The organism is Oerskovia sp. NPDC057915, from assembly GCF_042887685.1.
Classification (GTDB): domain Bacteria; phylum Actinomycetota; class Actinomycetes; order Actinomycetales; family Cellulomonadaceae; genus Oerskovia.
In genome coordinates this window covers 161,125-177,225 of record NZ_JBHVOS010000004.1, presented here as the reverse complement: position 1 = coordinate 177,225, position 16,101 = coordinate 161,125, and the positions used below count along the sequence as shown (strand labels likewise).

The 16,101-nt window shown below is 73.7% G+C and carries 14 protein-coding genes; 7 read left to right on the top strand and 7 right to left on the bottom strand.

The features are described from left to right. Positions 1-87: 87 nt before the first annotated feature. A complete protein-coding gene (locus ACFVQ3_RS04380) occupies positions 88-1,194 on the top strand; it encodes an ATP-dependent DNA ligase (RefSeq protein WP_387635530.1) in 1,107 nt (368 codons plus the stop codon). A 106-nt stretch (positions 1,195-1,300) separates the two neighbouring features. On the opposite strand, the gene ligD is transcribed toward ACFVQ3_RS04380, so the two are convergent. The 4 genes from ligD to ACFVQ3_RS04360 form a co-directional block, all read right to left on the bottom strand. Beyond that, positions 1,301-2,392, bottom strand: coding sequence for a non-homologous end-joining DNA ligase (gene ligD, locus ACFVQ3_RS04375; RefSeq protein ID WP_387635527.1), 1,092 nt, complete (start codon positions 2,390-2,392; stop codon positions 1,301-1,303). A 4-nt stretch (positions 2,393-2,396) separates the two neighbouring features. Beyond that, positions 2,397-3,074 (bottom strand): hypothetical protein, encoded by a 678-nt coding sequence (locus ACFVQ3_RS04370; protein WP_387635524.1) that lies wholly within the window; start codon positions 3,072-3,074, stop codon positions 2,397-2,399. A gap of 105 nt (positions 3,075-3,179) precedes the next feature. Continuing rightward, positions 3,180-4,907 (bottom strand): DUF349 domain-containing protein, encoded by a 1,728-nt coding sequence (locus ACFVQ3_RS04365; protein ID WP_387635522.1) that lies wholly within the window; start codon positions 4,905-4,907, stop codon positions 3,180-3,182. Beyond that, a complete protein-coding gene (locus ACFVQ3_RS04360; protein WP_387635520.1) occupies positions 4,904-5,608 on the bottom strand; it encodes a peptidylprolyl isomerase in 705 nt (234 codons plus the stop codon). Before ACFVQ3_RS04360 ends, ACFVQ3_RS04365 begins: the two co-directional genes overlap by 4 nt. A gap of 187 nt (positions 5,609-5,795) precedes the next feature. On the opposite strand from ACFVQ3_RS04360, the gene ACFVQ3_RS04355 reads away from it, so the two are divergent. Together ACFVQ3_RS04355 and hisS are read left to right on the top strand one after the other, a co-directional pair. Next, positions 5,796-6,629: an MBL fold metallo-hydrolase gene (locus ACFVQ3_RS04355; RefSeq protein ID WP_387635517.1), complete on the top strand. Its 834-nt coding sequence runs from the start codon at positions 5,796-5,798 to the stop codon at positions 6,627-6,629. A 106-nt stretch (positions 6,630-6,735) separates the two neighbouring features. After that, positions 6,736-8,130 (top strand): histidine--tRNA ligase, encoded by a 1,395-nt coding sequence (hisS, locus tag ACFVQ3_RS04350; RefSeq protein WP_387635514.1) that lies wholly within the window; start codon positions 6,736-6,738, stop codon positions 8,128-8,130. A gap of 99 nt (positions 8,131-8,229) precedes the next feature. Here hisS and ACFVQ3_RS04345 read toward each other — a convergent pair whose 3' ends face one another. Both ACFVQ3_RS04345 and ACFVQ3_RS04340 read right to left on the bottom strand, forming a co-directional pair. Beyond that, complete coding sequence (locus ACFVQ3_RS04345; RefSeq protein ID WP_387635511.1) at positions 8,230-9,120, bottom strand: aldo/keto reductase; 891 nt, start codon at positions 9,118-9,120, stop codon at positions 8,230-8,232. A gap of 106 nt (positions 9,121-9,226) precedes the next feature. Beyond that, positions 9,227-10,273: a zinc-binding dehydrogenase gene (locus ACFVQ3_RS04340; protein WP_387635508.1), complete on the bottom strand. Its 1,047-nt coding sequence runs from the start codon at positions 10,271-10,273 to the stop codon at positions 9,227-9,229. A gap of 149 nt (positions 10,274-10,422) precedes the next feature. Between ACFVQ3_RS04340 and ACFVQ3_RS04335 the strand changes: the two genes are divergently transcribed. The 4 genes from ACFVQ3_RS04335 (at position 10,423) to ACFVQ3_RS04320 (ending at position 15,449) form a co-directional block, all read left to right on the top strand. Then, positions 10,423-11,358 (top strand): helix-turn-helix domain-containing protein, encoded by a 936-nt coding sequence (locus tag ACFVQ3_RS04335; RefSeq protein ID WP_387635506.1) that lies wholly within the window; start codon positions 10,423-10,425, stop codon positions 11,356-11,358. 71 nt (positions 11,359-11,429) lie between these two features. After that, positions 11,430-12,554, top strand: a complete 1,125-nt coding sequence (locus tag ACFVQ3_RS04330) for an Rv2578c family radical SAM protein (protein ID WP_387635503.1) — start codon at positions 11,430-11,432, stop codon at positions 12,552-12,554. A 106-nt stretch (positions 12,555-12,660) separates the two neighbouring features. After that, positions 12,661-13,620: a hypothetical protein gene (locus ACFVQ3_RS04325; protein ID WP_387635500.1), complete on the top strand. Its 960-nt coding sequence runs from the start codon at positions 12,661-12,663 to the stop codon at positions 13,618-13,620. Between the two features lie 11 nt (positions 13,621-13,631). Continuing rightward, positions 13,632-15,449 carry a M16 family metallopeptidase gene (locus ACFVQ3_RS04320; protein ID WP_387635498.1) on the top strand — a complete coding sequence of 606 codons (1,818 nt, stop codon included), beginning with the start codon at positions 13,632-13,634 and terminating at the stop codon, positions 15,447-15,449. 81 nt (positions 15,450-15,530) lie between these two features. On the opposite strand, the gene ACFVQ3_RS04315 is transcribed toward ACFVQ3_RS04320, so the two are convergent. Further along, a complete protein-coding gene (locus ACFVQ3_RS04315) occupies positions 15,531-15,998 on the bottom strand; it encodes a PPOX class F420-dependent oxidoreductase (protein WP_387635495.1) in 468 nt (155 codons plus the stop codon). Positions 15,999-16,101 lie beyond the last annotated feature (103 nt).

The window sequence follows — 16,101 nt, the reverse complement described above, 5'->3', positions numbered from 1 at the left end:
CCAGCCGGGCGACGTCGTCGGGCCTGGGTGCGCGGCCAGGGCCGTGCTCGACAGGTGCCCGCCCGCCCCCGGTGGCAGCATCGGGGGATGGACCTGCCCGTGCTGCCACCCACGCTGCCCATGCTCGCGAAGGCCGTCTCGGGTGTCCCGGACCCTGCTGCGGTCGCCGGCGGCCTGGTGTTCGAGCCCAAGTGGGACGGCTTCCGGGCGATCGTGTATCGGGACGGCGACGAGGTGCGCCTCGACAGCCGCAGCGCCAAGCCCATGGAGCGGTACTTCCCCGACGTCGTGGCCGCGGTGCTCGACGCCCTGCCCGAGCGGTGCGTCGTCGACGGGGAGATCGTGCTCGCGCAAGGGGGTCGGCTCGACTTCGAGGCGCTCCAGCAGCGCATCCACCCCGCGGCCTCGCGCGTCGCGCGCCTGGCCGAGGAGACCCCGGCGAGCCTCGTGGTTTTCGACCTGCTGGCCCTGGGCGACGAGGACGTCACGGGTGAGCCCCTGAGCCGTCGTCAGGAGCTGCTGGCGGGCCTGGGGCTCGACGGCCCGCACGTGCACCTGACCCCGCGCACGACCGACCGTGCGGTGGCCCAGGAGTGGTTCGCCGTCTTCGAGGGGGCGGGGCTCGACGGGGTCGTGGCCAAGCCGCTCGCGGCGCCCTACCAGCCGAACAAGCGTGTCATGCTCAAGGTCAAGCACGAGCGCACGGCCGACGTCGTGCTCGCGGGGTACCGGCTGCACAAGACCTCGACGCCCGAGGAACCGCTCCTGGGCTCGCTGCTCCTGGGCCTGTACGACGACGTGGGGGCGCTGCAGTTCGTCGGGGTCGCGGCGTCGTTCCCCCGGGCGCGCCGGGCCGAGCTCGTCCCCGAGCTGGCCCCGCTCGTGCTCGACCCGGCCGACCCGGACGCGGCCGAGCATCCCTGGGCGGGGTGGGAGAGCCCCGGCACGGGTCGCATGCCCGGCGCACAGTCGCGCTGGAGCGGCACCAAGGACCTGTCGTTCGTGCCGCTGCGGATCGAGAAGGTGCTCGAGGTCGCGTACGACCACATGGAGGGCAGCCGGTTCCGGCACACCGTCCAGCTCCGGCGCTGGCGCACGGACCGCGAGCCGTCGTCGTGCACGTACGACCAGCTCGAGGAGCCGGTGAGCTACCGCCTCGACGAGCTGCTGCCGGGGGCGCCGGGCGTGGCGTGAGCGCACACGGACCCCGGCCGAGCGGCGTCGGCGGCACCGACAGCGCTGACAAGGGCCCAGGAGGCGCCTCAGGCCTCCTTCCCGGCGCGGACGAGCCGGGCACGCGTCACGGGCCCTGGGAATCCTCGGCGTGCCGTGAGGCGTCCTTGCTGGGCTGCACGCGCTTGGGCTCGCCGGGCATCTTGGGATGCTCGGGCGGGTAGGGCAGGTCACCCAGGCCGTGGTCGCGCTCGTCGCGCGCCGCGAGCTCGAGGGTCTGCTCGAGCGAGAACCGTGGCTCGGGGGCCGCCGCGTCGAGGCGCGCGTGCAGGTCGCCCACCTCCGCGAAGCGCGCGGGCATGGTCAGCACGTCGAAGTCGTCCGGCCCGACGTCGGGCACCTCCTCCCAGCGCAGCGGCGCCGAGACCGTGGCCCGGGCGTTGGAACGGATCGAGTACGCCGAGGCGATCGTGCGGTCGCGCGCCATCTGGTTGTAGTCGACGAAGATCTTGACCCCGCGCTCCTCCTTCCACCACTTCGTCGTGACCTGGTCGGGCAGGCGACGTTCGAGCTCGCGCCCGATCGCGATCGTCGCCCGGCGCGCCTGCACGAAGCTCCACCGCGGCTCGACCGGGACGAACACGTGCAGCCCGCGGCCGCCCGACGTCTTCGGGAAACCCTCCAGACCCAGCTCGCCCAGCAGCTCGCGCAGGTGCGGGGCCACGCGTGCGGCATCGGAGTAGTCGGTGCCGGGCTGCGGGTCCAAGTCGATGCGGAGCTGGTCGGGGGACTCCACGTCCGCGCCCGTCACGGGCCACGGGTGGAAGGTCAGGGTGCCCAGGTTGGCGGCCCACAGGACGACCGCGAGCTCGGTGGGGCGCACCTCGTCGGCCGTGCGGCCGCTCGGGAACGCGATGCGGGCCGTCTCGACGTAGTCCGGGGCCCCCTGGGGGATGCGCTTCTGGTAGAACGCGTCGCCGCTGTTGTCCGTGCGCGTGCTCAGCCGTGCTCCCTCGAAGACTCCCTTGGGCCAGCGTTCGAGCGTCGTGGGCCGCTCTCGCAGCGCCGCGAGGATGCCCGGTCCGACCGACCGGAAGTAGGTGACGACGTCGAGCTTCGTCAGCCCGCGGCCGGGGAAGACGACGCGGTCGGGGCTCGTGACGCGCACGGTGCGCCCGTCGACGTCGAGCTCGACCGCCGGGGTCGTGGAACGAGGCATCCCCTCACGGTAGACGCGGGGCCGTCCCGGCGCCCGGCGACGACCCGGCGCCCGGCGGCGCGGGCGCGGCCGACAGGTCCGTGAGCAGCGCCCGGGCGCGCGGTCGGCCCGTGCGACGGTGACGCAGGTCGAGGACCCGCAGGGCCGCCCGGGCGTCCAGACCGGCCCGCTCCACCAGGGCCCGCAGGACCGGGGCCGCGAGCCGAGGGTCGGTCAGGCACGCGACGTCCACGGCGGTCCGCTCGACGGTCGTCACGAGGACCGACCCGAGCTCGACCGTCTCGGGGCGCAGCAGGGCGCTCTGGCGTGCGACCCGACCGTGGCGCGGTGGTGGTCGGTGGACACCCAGGGGGTGGACGACCTCGACCACGGCGTCGTCCGGGACCCCGCAGTGGACCCACGCGGCGCTCATCCCGCCGACCACGGTGCGCGGGGGGACGAGGGGAGCCAGGCAGAGCGCGCGGACGGCTGGGGTGACCTCCGTCGTCGGGCGGACCGCGACGTCCTCCCGGACCCGCACGAGCGCCCCGCACCGGACCAGGTCCGCCCAGGCGACACGACCGCCCACGTGCTCAGGACGGACCAGGAGCGGCGCGTCCGCGACGGGGACGTCCATCGCGAGGTCCGCGGGCGTGCGGGCACGGGCCGAGACGACGGCAGGAGGCTGGGTCAGCGTGGTCACGGACCCAGCCTGACGTCCCCCGCAGGCATGCGCGAGGGGCCCGGGCGGGCCTGTGGACAAGGTGCTCGTCCACAGGCCCGCCCGGGCCCCTCGTGTGCTGCGCGATCAGCCGCGCGAGTCCTCGGCGGCCTTCACGACCTGCTCGAGCCACGCGCGACGAGCCGTGATCGCCGACTCGATCTCGGCGACCTTGCGCTTGTCGCCCTTCGCCGTCGCGGCAGCCAGGTCCTCCTCGAGGCCCGCGATCGCGGACTCGAGCTGGGCGGCAGCACCCTCGGCGCGGGCGCGCGTCTCGGGGTTCGACCGCGACCACTGCGACTGCTCGGCGTCACGGACCGCGGTCTCGACCGCCCGCAGACGGGCCTCGACACGCTGGACGTCGGCACGCGGCACCTTGCCCGCGTCCTCCCACCTCTCCTGGATGTCGCGCAGCGCGACCTTGGCCTGGGCCAGGTCCGTGACCGGAACCAGCTTCTCGGCCTGCTCCAGGAGAGCCTCCTTGACCACGAGGTTCTGCGCGTACTCGGCGTCCGTCGCGGCGTTGAGCTCGTCACGGGCCTGGAAGAACGCGTCCTGCGCCGCACGGAAACGCGCCCACAGGGCGTCGTCGTCGCGACGGTTGGCGCGCCCGGCGGCCTTCCACTCGGTCATGAGGTCGCGGAAGGCGCCCGCCGTCGCACCCCAGTCGGTGCTGTTCTGCAGGGCCTCGGCTCGCTGGACCAGCTTCTCCTTGACCTCCTTGGCCGAGGAGTTGCGCTGCTCGAGCTCGGCGAAGTAGTGCCGGCGCTCGCGGTCGAAGGCCGTCCGGGCGTGGCTGAAGCGCTTCCAGAGCGCCTCCTCGCTGGTCCGGTCGATCCTCGGCCCGTTGCGCTGGGCGTCCTTCCACTGGTCGAGGAGCTTGCGCAGCTCCTCGCCCGCCGGGCGCCACTGGATGCGCGACGGGTCGGTCGAGGCGATCTTCTCGGCGGCCTCGATGATCTCGGTGCGGGCCGCGAGCGCCGCCTCCTTGGCGGCGTTGCGCTCGGCCTCGAGCTCGGCGCGGCGCGAGGCCGCGACCGTGCGCAGGGACTCGACGTGGGCGCGCAGGCCGTCGAGGTCGCCCACGGCGGACGGCTCGGCGGTCTCCTCGGTGAGCTTGGCGAGGGTCGAGTCGATCTCCTTGACGGACAGGTCCGTGCCGGTCAGGCGCGCCTCGAAGAGGGCGACCTTGGCCTGGAGGTCGAGGTAGCGGCGCACGTACAGCGCGAGCGCCTCCTCGGGGGTGACCCCGGGGAACTGCCCGACGCTGCGTTCGCCCGCGGTCTCGGTCACGTAGACGGTGCCGTCCTCGTCGACCCGGCCGAAGCCTGCGGCGGCCTTGGCGGCCGGGCTGTCGTCGGGGATGACTGCCGCGGCTGCGGCCGGGGCGATGGCCGTCGCGGCCGGGGCGGTGGGGGCCGGGGTCCCCGGCTTGGGGGGACGCGGGACCGGGATCGCGCTCGGCTTGGGCGCGGCCGACGGCTTGGGCACCGCGGTCGGCTCGGGGGCCGGTGCGGCGTCGGTCGGGGCCTCGGCCTCGGCGGTCTCTGTCGCTGCCTCGGTGACAGCCGCGGGTGCGGCGACCTCGGCGTCGGCCGGGGCGTCGGGCGTCTCGGCAGGAGTCTCGTCCGTGACGGGGGCGGCGGCCTCGTCGCCCGCTGCTGCGGGCGCGTCCGTCGTGGCCTCGGGCGCGTCGGTCGCAGGCGCGGCCTCGGTCGGTTCAGCGACCGCCGGCACCTCGACCTGCTCCGTCGCGGGGGCCTCCTCGGATGCCTGCGCCGGAGAGTTCGCGTGGTTCTCGGTGCTCTCGCTCACTGGGTCTCAACTCCTTCGATGGTGACCGGGGTGGCGGGGGAGCCGTCGACGGCTCCGTCCGCTGTGCCCGCGTCAGCGACTGCTCGGACGACGTCCAAGCCGGATGTGATCTTGCCGAAGACGGTGTACCCACCGGTGTTCGTCGGCAAGGTGCTGTCCTCGTAGACGAGGAAGAACTGGCTGCCCTGGGAGTCCGTCGACTGCGCACGGGCCATGGCGATGGTGCCTGCGGGGAAGAACCCGTCCTCGGGCGTGTTCTCCACGGGTCCGAACGTGTAGCCGGGCCCTCCGGTGCCTGTGCCCGTGGGGTCGCCGCACTGCAGGACGAAGATGTTCGCGGTGGTCAGGCGGTGGCAGTCGGTGTCGTCGAAGAACCCTGCACGGGCGAGCGAGACGAAGTTCGCGACGGCCTGGGGTGCCGCCTGCCCGTCGAGGGTGAACGCGACGTCGCCGGCGCTCGTGCGCAGCTCGCCGGTCCACTCGCGGTCCTCGGCGGCCGCGGCGGGAGGGAGCGTGTACGTCGCGTCGGGGGCGTTCGCGGAGACGGCGAGCGCGGTCACGCCGGCGAGGACCGCGACCCCGGAGACGGCCGCGGCGATCGTCCACACGCGACGTCGGCGGGCGCGAGCGTCGGCCTGACGCCGGGTCCACTTCTGCTCACGCAGACGGGCGCGCTCACGTTCGCGCTTGCTCGTTGACACCCCAACTCCTTCGTCTCACGCCACGGGCAGGTCCGCGTGCCGGCGCGAAGGCGCGTGCTTGCACGGGTGATCCACGGTTTCAGAGGACAGTCTAGGCATCGGGAGCGGTCCGGCGCGGTGACTTTCCGCCTTTCAGGTCACGGTCCGGTATCAGGTGTCCTGTTTGTGAGGTCGGTACTGTCCCTGCATGGACATCTTCCTCGTGGTCGCCCCCGTGTTCGGGACCAACTGCACGATCGTCGCGCCCGGGTCGCAGGACGTGCCCGACGGCGCCGCGCGCCCGTGCGTGATCGTCGACGCGGGGGCAGGGGTCGTCCCCGGCGTGACCGCGCTCGTGCGCGAGCACGGCCTGTCGCCGACCGCGGTCCTCGCGACGCACGGGCACGCCGACCACACGTGGGACGCCGCGGAGCTGTGCGACCTGTACGGGGTGCCGCTGTGGATCCACGCGGCCGACGCGTACCGGCTCGCGGACCCGCTCGGCACGATCGAGCACGCCCCCTCCTCGGCGGGCGGACGCCTCGCGACCGGGCCGCTGGCCGCCGCGCTCGCGGCAGGCGGCGCCCTGGTCGAGGACTACCGGGAGCCCGGTGACGTCCGCACGTTCGGCTCGGGAGGTGCGGACGGAACCCCGGGGACGCCCGGTCCCGGTGGCACGTCGGCGGCGGACCAGCGCACCCGGCTCGACCTCGGTGGCGTCCTGGTCGACGCGCTGCACGCGCCGGGCCACACCCAGGGCTCGACGCTCTACCTCCCGCTCACGGCGGGCGACGAGCACGGGACGTCGGGCGCGGCACGGGACGGCCAGGAGGCGGCCGGGGTCGTGCTCGCCGGGGACGTCCTGTTCGCCGGGTCCGTGGGCCGGACCGACCTGCCCGGAGGAGACGGCGAGACGATGCAGCGAACCCTGCGCGACGTCGTCGGGCACCTCGACGACTCCCTCCAGGTGGTCCCCGGTCACGGCCCGCTCACCACGGTCGGCCGCGAGCGCCGCACCAACCCGTACCTGCGCGGTCTGTGAGCTCGTGCGTCCCGGCACGGTCCGGGTGGGACGCACGAGGCCGGGGGACGCCGCCGCGGTGAGTGGATTGCTCGTTCGGTTCGCGAGTCTGGAAAGATCGGGTCCCATGGCCCGACCTACACCTCTCTCCGGTTTCCCCGAATGGCTCCCTGCTGGACGCGTCGTGGAGCAGCACGTGCTCGACACGCTGCGTCGCACGTTCGAGCTCCACGGGTTCGCGGGGATCGAGACGCGGGCCGTCGAGCCCCTGGACCAGCTGCTGCGCAAGGGCGAGACCTCCAAGGAGGTGTACGTGCTGCGCCGCCTCCAGGAGGAGGCCGAGCCGGGCGACGGGGACCGGGGCGGCAAGGGGGACAAGCAGCTCGGCCTGCACTTCGACCTGACGGTGCCGTTCGCGCGCTACGTGCTGGAGAACGCCGGGCACCTGGCGTTCCCGTTCAAGCGGCACCAGATCCAGAAGGTGTGGCGCGGTGAGCGCCCGCAGGACGGGCGCTTCCGCGAGTTCGTGCAGGCGGACATCGACGTGGTGGGTGCGGGTGAGCTGCCCTACCACTTCGAGGTCGAGCTGCCCCTGGTCATGGCCGAGGCGCTGGGCGAGCTGCGCTCGATCGGCGTTCCCGAGGTCCGCATCCTGGTGAACAACCGCAAGGTCGCCGAGGGCTTCTACCGCGGGCTGGCCCTGGACGACGTCGAGGGGGTGCTGCGCAGCATCGACAAGCTCGACAAGGTCGGTCCGGACAAGGTCGCGGCGCTGCTGGTCGCCGAGACGGGGGCGACGCCCGAGCAGGCGGCCGCGTGCCTGGCGCTCGCGGCGATCTCCGGATCGGACGCGACCGTCGCGGAGCGGGTGCGGGCGCTCGCGGGCGAGCACGGCGTGACGTCGGAGCTGCTCGAGGAGGGGCTGGGAGAGCTTTCGGCGCTGATCGACGCGGCGGCCGTGCGGGCGCCGGGCGTCGTGGTCGCGGACCTGAAGATCGCGCGCGGTCTGGACTACTACACGGGGTCGGTGTACGAGACGGTCCTGGTGGGGCACGAGCAGCTCGGGTCGATCTGCTCGGGAGGTCGCTACGACACCCTGGCCTCGGACGGTGCGAACACCTACCCGGGCGTGGGTCTGTCGATCGGGGTCTCCCGCCTGGTCTCGCGGCTGCTGAGCGCGGGCCTGGTCCGCTCGACGCGGTCGGTGCCGAGCGCCGTCGTGGTCGCGGTGACGAGCGAGGAGACGCGGGCTGCGTCGGACGCGGTCGCGGTGGCGCTGCGCTCGCGCGGCATCCCGGTCGAGGTCGCACCGAGCGCGGCGAAGTTCGGCAAGCAGATCAAGTTCGCGGACCGTCGCGGCATCCCGTTCGTGTGGTTCCCTGCGGGGATCGGCGCGGACGGCGAGGTCGTGCCGCACCAGGTCAAGGACATCCGCTCGGGCGAGCAGGTCGCCGCGGACCCGTCGGTGTGGACCCCTGCCGCGGAGGACCTGTGGCCGCGCGTGGTGCCCGCGGGGGAGTGAGCATGCCGCCCGGGCGCTGACCCGGAGGACGTGCGTGAGGCCCGGCAGGGGAGCCCTGCCGGGCCTCACGCGTCCTACCGGGTGCACGTCAGGGCGCGCTCACGCCTCGGGGATCTCCCTGCCGAAGGCCTCCAGGGTGATGTCGGCCGGGTCGGGGCCGCGGCGCACACCCTGGTCGAGCGCGTCGATCGCGGCGAGCTCTGCGTCCGTGAGCGCGAAGTCGGCCACGTCGAAGTTCTCGGCGATGCGGGCCGGCCTGGTCGACTTGGGGATCGCGGAGCGCCCCTCCTGGAGGTGCCAGCGGAGCATGACCTGCGCGGCCGACTTCCCGTGCGCCTCGGCGATCGCGAGGATCTCGGGGTCGTCGAACGTGCGCGCGCCACCCTCGCGGTAGGACGTGATGCCGCCGATGGGTGACCAGGCCTGGGTCAGGATGCCGCGGGCCGAGTCCGCCGCCTGGAGCTCACGCTGCTGGAAGTACGGGTGGACCTCGACCTGGTTGACGGCCGGGACGACGCTCGCGGTCCCCAGCAGCCGGTCGAGGTGCTCGGGCATGAAGTTGCTCACGCCGATCGCCCGGACCCTGCCGTCGGCGAGCAGGGTCTCCAGGGCGCGGTAGGCCTCGAGGGTGAGGTCGAACCGGGACGGCAGCGGCTGGTGCAGCAGGAGCAGGTCGATCTGCTCGACGCCGAGCTTGCCGGCCGACTTGTCGAACGCGTGCAGGGTCGACTCGTAGCCGTAGTCGCTGATCCAGACCTTGGTCTCGACGAAGACCTTTCCGCGGTCGAGGCCGGACTCGGCGATCGCCCGGCCGACCTCGCGCTCGTTGCCGTAGGCCGCGGCGGTGTCCACGAGCCGGTAGCCGGTCTCCAGGGCGGTCGCGACCGAGGAGATCGTCTCCTCGGGCGCGGTCTGGAAGACGCCGAAGCCGAGGGCGGGCATCGTGACGCCGTTGTTCAGGGTGAGGGTCGGTGCTGCGGGGGTGGTCATGTGATGGTGCTCCTCAGGAGTTCTCGTCGTGCGGACGGGCGGTCCGGACGGTCGGCCGTGGTGATCTCGTCGGGCGGAGGCGGCCGCGGCGCGCAGGGGCACCTGCTCACGGCAGGACCACGACCTTGAGGGCCTCGCGGGCGTCCATGAGGCGGTAGGCCTCGGCGACGTCGTCGAGCGGCAGGGTCCGGTCGAACACCCTGCCGGGATCGATGCGCCCGGCCAGCACGTCGGCCAGGGCGTCCTCGATGTAGGCCCGCACGGGGGCGGGGCCGCCCGTGAGCGTGATGTTCCGCCCGAACAGGGACCCCCACCCGACGGGCGCGTCCTCGTACTGCGGGACGCCCACCCGGGAGATGACGCCGCCGACCCGCACGACCCCGAACGCCTGCTGGTAGGCGGGCATGTGCCCGACGGCCTCGATCACGACGTGGGTGCCCTGCCCGTCGGTGAGGTCTCGGACCCGCGCGACGCCTTCTTCCCCCCGCTCGGCGACGACGTCGGTCGCGCCGAGCTCGATGCCCAGGTCGGTGCGGTCGGTGTGACGCCCCATGAGGACCACGCGCTCGGCACCGAGCCGGCGCGAGGCGAGTACCGCGCTCAGCCCGACGGCGCCGTCCCCGATCACCGTGACGGTCCGCCCGGGCCCGACGCGGCCCATGTGCGCGGCGTGGTGCCCGGTCAGGAAGACGTCGGAGAGCGACAGGAACGAGTCGAGCAACGCCTCGTCGGTGTCCGCGAGCGCCGTGCCCGTCCGGACGAGGGTGCCGTCGGCGAGGGGGATGCGCACGGCCTCGGCCTGCGCCCCGCCGACGCCGCCGGTCCCGAAGAACTGGCCGTGCACGCACGAGGTCTGCATGCCCTCGCGGCAGTAGACGCACGTGTTGTCCTGGATGGTGAACGGGCAGATCACGAGGTCGCCGGGGCGGACGGAGCTCACGTCCGCCCCGACGTCCTCGACGACGCCGAGGAGCTCGTGGCCCATGGGTCGGCCGCGGTCGGTCGGCGGGAAGTCGTGGTAGCGGTGCAGGTCGGAGCCGCACACGCACGCCCGCACGACCCGCACGAGGGCGTCGGTGGGCTCCTGGATCGCGGGGTCGGGGACCTCCTCGACCCTGATGTCTCCCGTGCCGTACAAGAACGTCGCTCGCATGGGTCAGGTCCCTCTCGTCCCGGTGGCCACCGGTCGGTCCGTGGCTCGTCACCTACTCCACCATCGCCCGGACGAGGGTGGAACGCCCTGTCGAAGGGTGTACTGGCAGTGCGTGGCTGGGACGGGGCGCGGCTCGTAGGCTCGAGGGCATGGACCCACGAGACGAGGTGCGCGAGTTCTTGTCCAGCCGCCGTGCCCGGCTGTCGCCGGCCGAGGTGGGCCTGCCCCCGAGCACGGGGCGGCGCCGGGTGCCCGGGCTGCGCCGTGACGAGGTCGCGGTGCTCGCGGGCGTCTCGTCCGAGTACTACGCGCGGCTCGAGCGGGGGAACCTGGCCGGGGCGTCGGACGCGGTGCTCGACGCGCTCGCGGCGGCCCTGCGGCTCGACGAGGCCGAGACGCTGCACCTGCGCCATCTGGCGCACGCCGCCAACCGGCCGGCGCGCAGGCGCCGGGAGCCGGCGCGCGCCGCGTCGGTCCCGGTGTCGGTGCAGCGGGTCCTGGACTCGATGACGGCGACGCCCGCGTACGTGACGGACAGCCGTCGCGACATCGTCGCGACCAACGCGCTGGCCCGCGAGCTGCACGCCCCGGTCCACGACTTCGCGCGCGCGACCGGCACCGCTCCCAACACGGCCCGGTTCGCGTTCCTCGACCCTGCGGCGCGCCGCTACTACGTCGACTGGGACGACGTCTCGCGCGCCGTGGTGGCCGCGCTGCACGGTGCGGCGGGACGCAACCCGTACGACAAGGCGCTCAGCGACCTCGTCGGGGAGCTCTCGACGCGCTCCGAGCGCTTCCGCGAGCTGTGGGCGACCCGGGACGTCCGCGTGCACCGCGCGGGTCTCAAGCGCATGCGCCACCCCGACGTCGGTGTCCTTGCCCTCGACTACGACGTCATGGAGCTCGCCCAGGAGCCGGGACTGGCCCTGGTCGCGTACAGCGCGGCCCCGGGGAGCCCCGCGGCGGACGCCCTCGCGCTGCTGGCGTCTCTCGCGGCGACCCGCGACGCCGACGCGGTTGCCGAGGTGGCCGGTGCGGCGGGCGCGCCCGACGGGTCGGTCGCCGACCGGGCGACGGGCGTGTGACGGGCGTGTGACGGCACTCGTCGTCGCCGACGGCGTCGACAACATGATCGAACATGTGTTCGAATGATGCCATGAGGTGGGACGGGCAGGCGATCACGGCGGACGACGGCGCGCTGCCCGGGCTCGGGCGCATGGCAGGGCTGGTGCGGACCGTGCGCACGCCGGAGTTCGCCGGTGTCACGTTCCACGAGGTGCTGGCCAAGAGCGCGCTGTCCAAGGTGCCTGGGGAGTCCCGCATGCCGTTCACCTGGACGATCAACCCGTACCGCGGATGCTCCCATGCGTGCAGCTATTGCTTTGCCCGCCCCTCGCACCGCTACCTCGACATGAACCCCGGCGAGGACTTCGACAGCCAGATCGTCGTGAAGATGAACGTCGCCGAGGTGCTGCGTGCCGAGGTCGCCAAGCCGTCCTGGGCGGGCGACGCGGTCGCGCTCGGCACCAACACCGACCCCTACCAGCGTGCCGAGGGGCGCTACCGGCTCATGCCCGGGATCATCGACGCCCTCGAGGCCTCGCGCACGCCGTTCTCGATCCTCACCAAGGGCACGCTCCTGCGCCGGGACCTGCCGCGCCTGACGCAGGCGGCCGAGCGCGTCGACGTCGGCATCGGGGTCTCGCTGGCGTTCGTCGACGAGGACCTCCAGCAGGCCGTCGAGCCCGGGACGCCCACGCCGCGCGCCCGCCTCGACCTCGTCCGCGCCGCCCGGGCGGCCGGGCTGCCGTGCGGGGTCATGATCGCGCCCGTGCTGCCGTGGCTCACGGACTCGACCGACCACCTCACGCGCCTGCTCGACGCGGTCCACGAGGCGGGGGCGACGGGCGCCACGGTGCTCCCGCTGTTCCTCAAGCCCGGCACCCGCGAGTGGTTCATGGCCTGGCTGCGCCGCGACCACCCCGGGCGGGTCGCGGGCTACGAACGCGTCTACGCCGGCGGGGCGTACGCGAGCCGCGCCTACCGCGACTGGCTGTGGGACCGGGTGCGCCCGCTGCTCGTCGAGCGCGGCTTCGAGAGCGCCGGGCACCGTGCCCAGGCGCGCACGTCGGGCCACGCCCGGACCGCAGGGCACCCGGACGGCGGAACCTCTCACGACGAGGGCGACTACCCGGTCGGAAGCCTGGTCGGACGTCGACGACCTGGGCCCGGTGCAGCCCGACCGGGTGAATCCGTGAGCACCCCCCAGCCCCTCTTCTGATCCCGCCTCGCGAAACGGGCGAAACCTGCTATCTTGCGGCCAGTCACACCATGGCGCGGATGCCGATGCCTCGCCGGTGCCCCCGTGATCGGCCGAGGAAACCCCCATGCCCAGGAAGAGGTCGAGCGCGGCGCCGCCGCCGGTGCCCCCGCTGTTCAAGACCGCTGAGACGCATCCGGAGATCGCCGCGTTGCAGGCCGTGGCCGCCACGGGCGACTGGGCCGCAGTCACCGCGCACCTGGAAGGGATGAGCCCTCGGGACCGGGACTTCGCGCTCGCCACGGTCGCCGACGTGCCGGGAGTCGAGGAGAAGCTCGAGCGGGCACTGTCCGACGAGCCGCACGACCCGACGATCCGCACGCTCCTGGCCGAGCGGTACGTGCGGATCGGGTGGGAGATCCGCAGCAGCGCCCGTGCGGAGCACGTGTCGGGCGACCAGTTCGCCCAGTTCCACGACTGGCTGCGGCGGGCCGAGCGGATCCTCGTCGAGGTCTGCGCGGAGCACCCGTCCTTCGCCCCGGCATGGGACGCGCGGCTGACCACGGCCCGTGGACTCGAGCTGGGCCACTCCGAGGCGCGTCGACGGTACGCCCGCCTGTCCGCGACGGACCCGCACAGCTACTCGGCGCAGAAGGCGCTCCTGCAGCAGCTGTGCCCGAAGTGGAGCGGCACGTGGGAGGAAGCGCACGGGTTCGCGACCGAGTGCTCGGCCTCCTCCCCGCCGGGAGCCCCGAACGGTGCCGTCGTCGCGCTCGCGCACATCGAGCACTGGGCGGAGCTGCCCGCGCAGGAGGACGAGCGGTACATGAAGAGCCCGGCTGTCAGGGACGACCTGCGCCGGGCCGCCGCCCGGTCGGTCCTGCACCCCGAGCACCGTGAGGACTTCCGGAGCGTGGGTGCGCACAACGCGTTCGCGCTGGCGTTCCTGCTCGGCGAGCACACGCAGGACGCGGAGCCGCACCTGCGCGCGATCGGCAACCGGGCCTCGGGCGCGCCCTGGGACTACGTGGGCGATCCGGTCGCCTTCTTCACCTACCACCGCGACGCCGTCCAGGCCGCGGGCTGAGAGGGATCGACATGTCCGCACAGATCGACACCGCAGCGCAGCACCCCTCGGACGCTGCGGTCCCGGCCGGCCTCGACGAGCTCGCGCCCGTCGCGCACCTCATCAGCTCCACGACCGTCGACGGCATCCCGGTGCTCTACGCGCCGCGGTCCACCGAGCAGGACGGGACGCGCACGGCGGGCCTGTTCTTCCGGGTCGGGAGCGCCGACGAGACGCTCGCCACCTCGGGCATCACGCACCTCGTCGAGCACCTGGCCCTGCACGGGCGCCAGCTCAGCGACGGGCACCACAACGGGGTGACCGCCGAGTCGTACACGCTCTTCCACGTGCAGGGGTCCGACGACGACGTCGTCGCCTACCTCAACAACGTGTGCGCGGCGCTCCAGGACCTTCCGGTGCAGCGGCTCGAGGTCGAGAAGCAGATCCTGCGGACCGAGGCCCAGCGGCGCGCCGGCGGGCCGTTCCGGCCCATGCGCCAGTGGCGGTACGGTGCGCGGACCTACGGGCTGGCCGGCTACGACGAGCTGGGGGCGCGCAGGCTCGGCGAGGACGACGTGCGAGCCTGGGTGCGCACCCACTTCACGCGGGACAACGCCGTCCTGTTCGTCACGGGTGGCACGCTGCCCGACGGGCTGGACCTGTCGCTGCCCAGCGGTGCCCGCATGCCCACCCCGTCCCCGAGCGACGCGCTGCCCCGCACGCCAGCGTTCTTCCGGGGCGAGGACGGGAACGTGGTGCTGGACGCGGTCGTCGAGCGGTCGGCGGCCGCGGTCGTCCTGGCCCAGGTCGCGGCGCGTGCCCTGTTCCACGACCTGCGTGAAGAGGGCGGATACTCGTACACCGCAGACGCCGACTACTCCCGGCGCGACGCCTCGCACGCGACGTTGACGCTCTACGCCGACGCGCTGCCCCAGCAGCAGGGCGCCGTCGTCGGCGGCATGATCGACACTGTCGCGAGGCTCCGGCTGGGAACCATCGAGCAGTCGGAGCTCGACTCGGCGCGGGCGCAGCTGCTCAAGCGGTTCGACGCACCGGACCTCGCGTCCGAGCTGTTGCCGACGTACGCGCTCGACGTCCTCCTCCGGCACCCGGTGAAGGCCCCCGAGGTGACCAGGGCCGAGCTCGAGGCCGTCACGGTCGAGGACCTGCGTCGCGTCGCGACCGAGGTCTGGTCCGACGCCCTCCTGCAGGTGCCCGGTCGGGCGGGGGCCGAGTGGGCGGGGCTCGCGGTCGCGCCGCAGTGGTCGGAGACCGCGGTCGAGGGGATCCGCTACCCGCGCGTCGATGACCCGGACGTCGCGCTCGTGGTCGGGCTGGCGGGGGTCAGCCTGACGACGCCGGACGGCGCGGTGACGGTCCTCTTCGAGGAGTGCCAGCTGCTGTCGAAGCGTCCGGACGGGGCCCGCTACCTGATCGGGGAGGACGGCTTCCACGTCGTGGTCGAACCCACCCTGCACGTGGGACTGGGTGCCCCTGCGGTCGCTCAGGGTATCGACGCCCGGGTGCCCGAGCACCTCGTCGTCACGCTCCCGGCTCGCGACCCGCAGGACGTCCCGCAGCCACGTCCGGCCCCGCCGGCCCCGCCCAAGGAGCGCTCCAGGCTGGGCCGTTGGGTCGACCAGCGCCTGGACCAGAGCGTGAAGACCCTGAACCAGGTGTTCCTCATCGTGGCCGCTCTCGGGGTGCTCGTGACGCTGCGCGCCGAGCCGCAGGGGAGCGCACTGGTCGCCGTGCTCGGGGCCTGGGCCCTGCTCCAGGGCGCGGTCGGGCTCGCCTGGTGGCTCGTCGCACGGCGTCGGCGCCGGGCGCGGGCCGCCGGGAGGCGATGAGCCGCGCCGCGGGCCGTGCCGGGCGGCAGGCCCCACCCGGGCCCCGGGCCCCGGGCCGCGCTCGCCGGGTGACCGGGCCGCTCAGTCCTGCGCGAGCCGTGCCGGGAACCCGCCCGTGGCCACGGGTCCCCAGCCCGTGACGGTCACGCGCAGCAGCGACTTGCCCTGGGAGACCATGGCCTGGCGGTACTCGTCCCAGTCGGGGTGCTCCCCGGCGACCGAGCGGTAGTACTCGACGAGCGGCTCGACCGCGTCGGGCAGGTCGATGACCTCGGCCGTGCCGTCGACCTGGACCCACGCGTCGTCGAAGTCCTCGCCCAGGACGCACAGGGACGCGGCGGGGTCGCGACGCAGGTTCACGGCCTTGGCGCGGTCGGGGTAGGTCGAGACGACGACGCGTCCCTCGCCGTCGACCCCGTACGTGACGGGGCTCATCTGGGGGGCGCCGCTCGCGCGCCGGGTGAGCAGCACCGCGCGCCGGTTGGCGCGCAGGAACGCGACGAGCTCCGCGCGTCCGATCCGGTCCGTGGTCGCGATCCGTCGGGCCATGGGTGCCTCCTGAGGGAATTCTCCTGAACGTGGTCCGCTCAGAGACTAGACTCGTCCGAGTGCGTCGTCTGCGCACTCCCCACTCCCATCCCGGGACGCCACT

What these genes read in the sequence shown, in the direction of transcription:
- ACFVQ3_RS04380 (WP_387635530.1), top strand. Translation starts at nt 88, where the DNA reads ATGGACCTGCCCGTGCTGCCACCCACGCTGCCCATGCTCGCGAAGGCC.
- ligD (WP_387635527.1), bottom strand. Translation starts at nt 2,392, where the DNA reads ATGCCTCGTTCCACGACCCCGGCGGTCGAGCTCGACGTCGACGGGCGC.
- ACFVQ3_RS04355 (WP_387635517.1), top strand. Translation starts at nt 5,796, where the DNA reads ATGGACATCTTCCTCGTGGTCGCCCCCGTGTTCGGGACCAACTGCACG.
- hisS (WP_387635514.1), top strand. Translation starts at nt 6,736, where the DNA reads ATGGCCCGACCTACACCTCTCTCCGGTTTCCCCGAATGGCTCCCTGCT.
- ACFVQ3_RS04345 (WP_387635511.1), bottom strand. Translation starts at nt 9,120, where the DNA reads ATGACCACCCCCGCAGCACCGACCCTCACCCTGAACAACGGCGTCACG.
- ACFVQ3_RS04340 (WP_387635508.1), bottom strand. Translation starts at nt 10,273, where the DNA reads ATGCGAGCGACGTTCTTGTACGGCACGGGAGACATCAGGGTCGAGGAG.
- ACFVQ3_RS04335 (WP_387635506.1), top strand. Translation starts at nt 10,423, where the DNA reads ATGGACCCACGAGACGAGGTGCGCGAGTTCTTGTCCAGCCGCCGTGCC.
- ACFVQ3_RS04330 (WP_387635503.1), top strand. Translation starts at nt 11,430, where the DNA reads ATGAGGTGGGACGGGCAGGCGATCACGGCGGACGACGGCGCGCTGCCC.
- ACFVQ3_RS04325 (WP_387635500.1), top strand. Translation starts at nt 12,661, where the DNA reads ATGCCCAGGAAGAGGTCGAGCGCGGCGCCGCCGCCGGTGCCCCCGCTG.
- ACFVQ3_RS04320 (WP_387635498.1), top strand. Translation starts at nt 13,632, where the DNA reads ATGTCCGCACAGATCGACACCGCAGCGCAGCACCCCTCGGACGCTGCG.
- ACFVQ3_RS04315 (WP_387635495.1), bottom strand. Translation starts at nt 15,998, where the DNA reads ATGGCCCGACGGATCGCGACCACGGACCGGATCGGACGCGCGGAGCTC.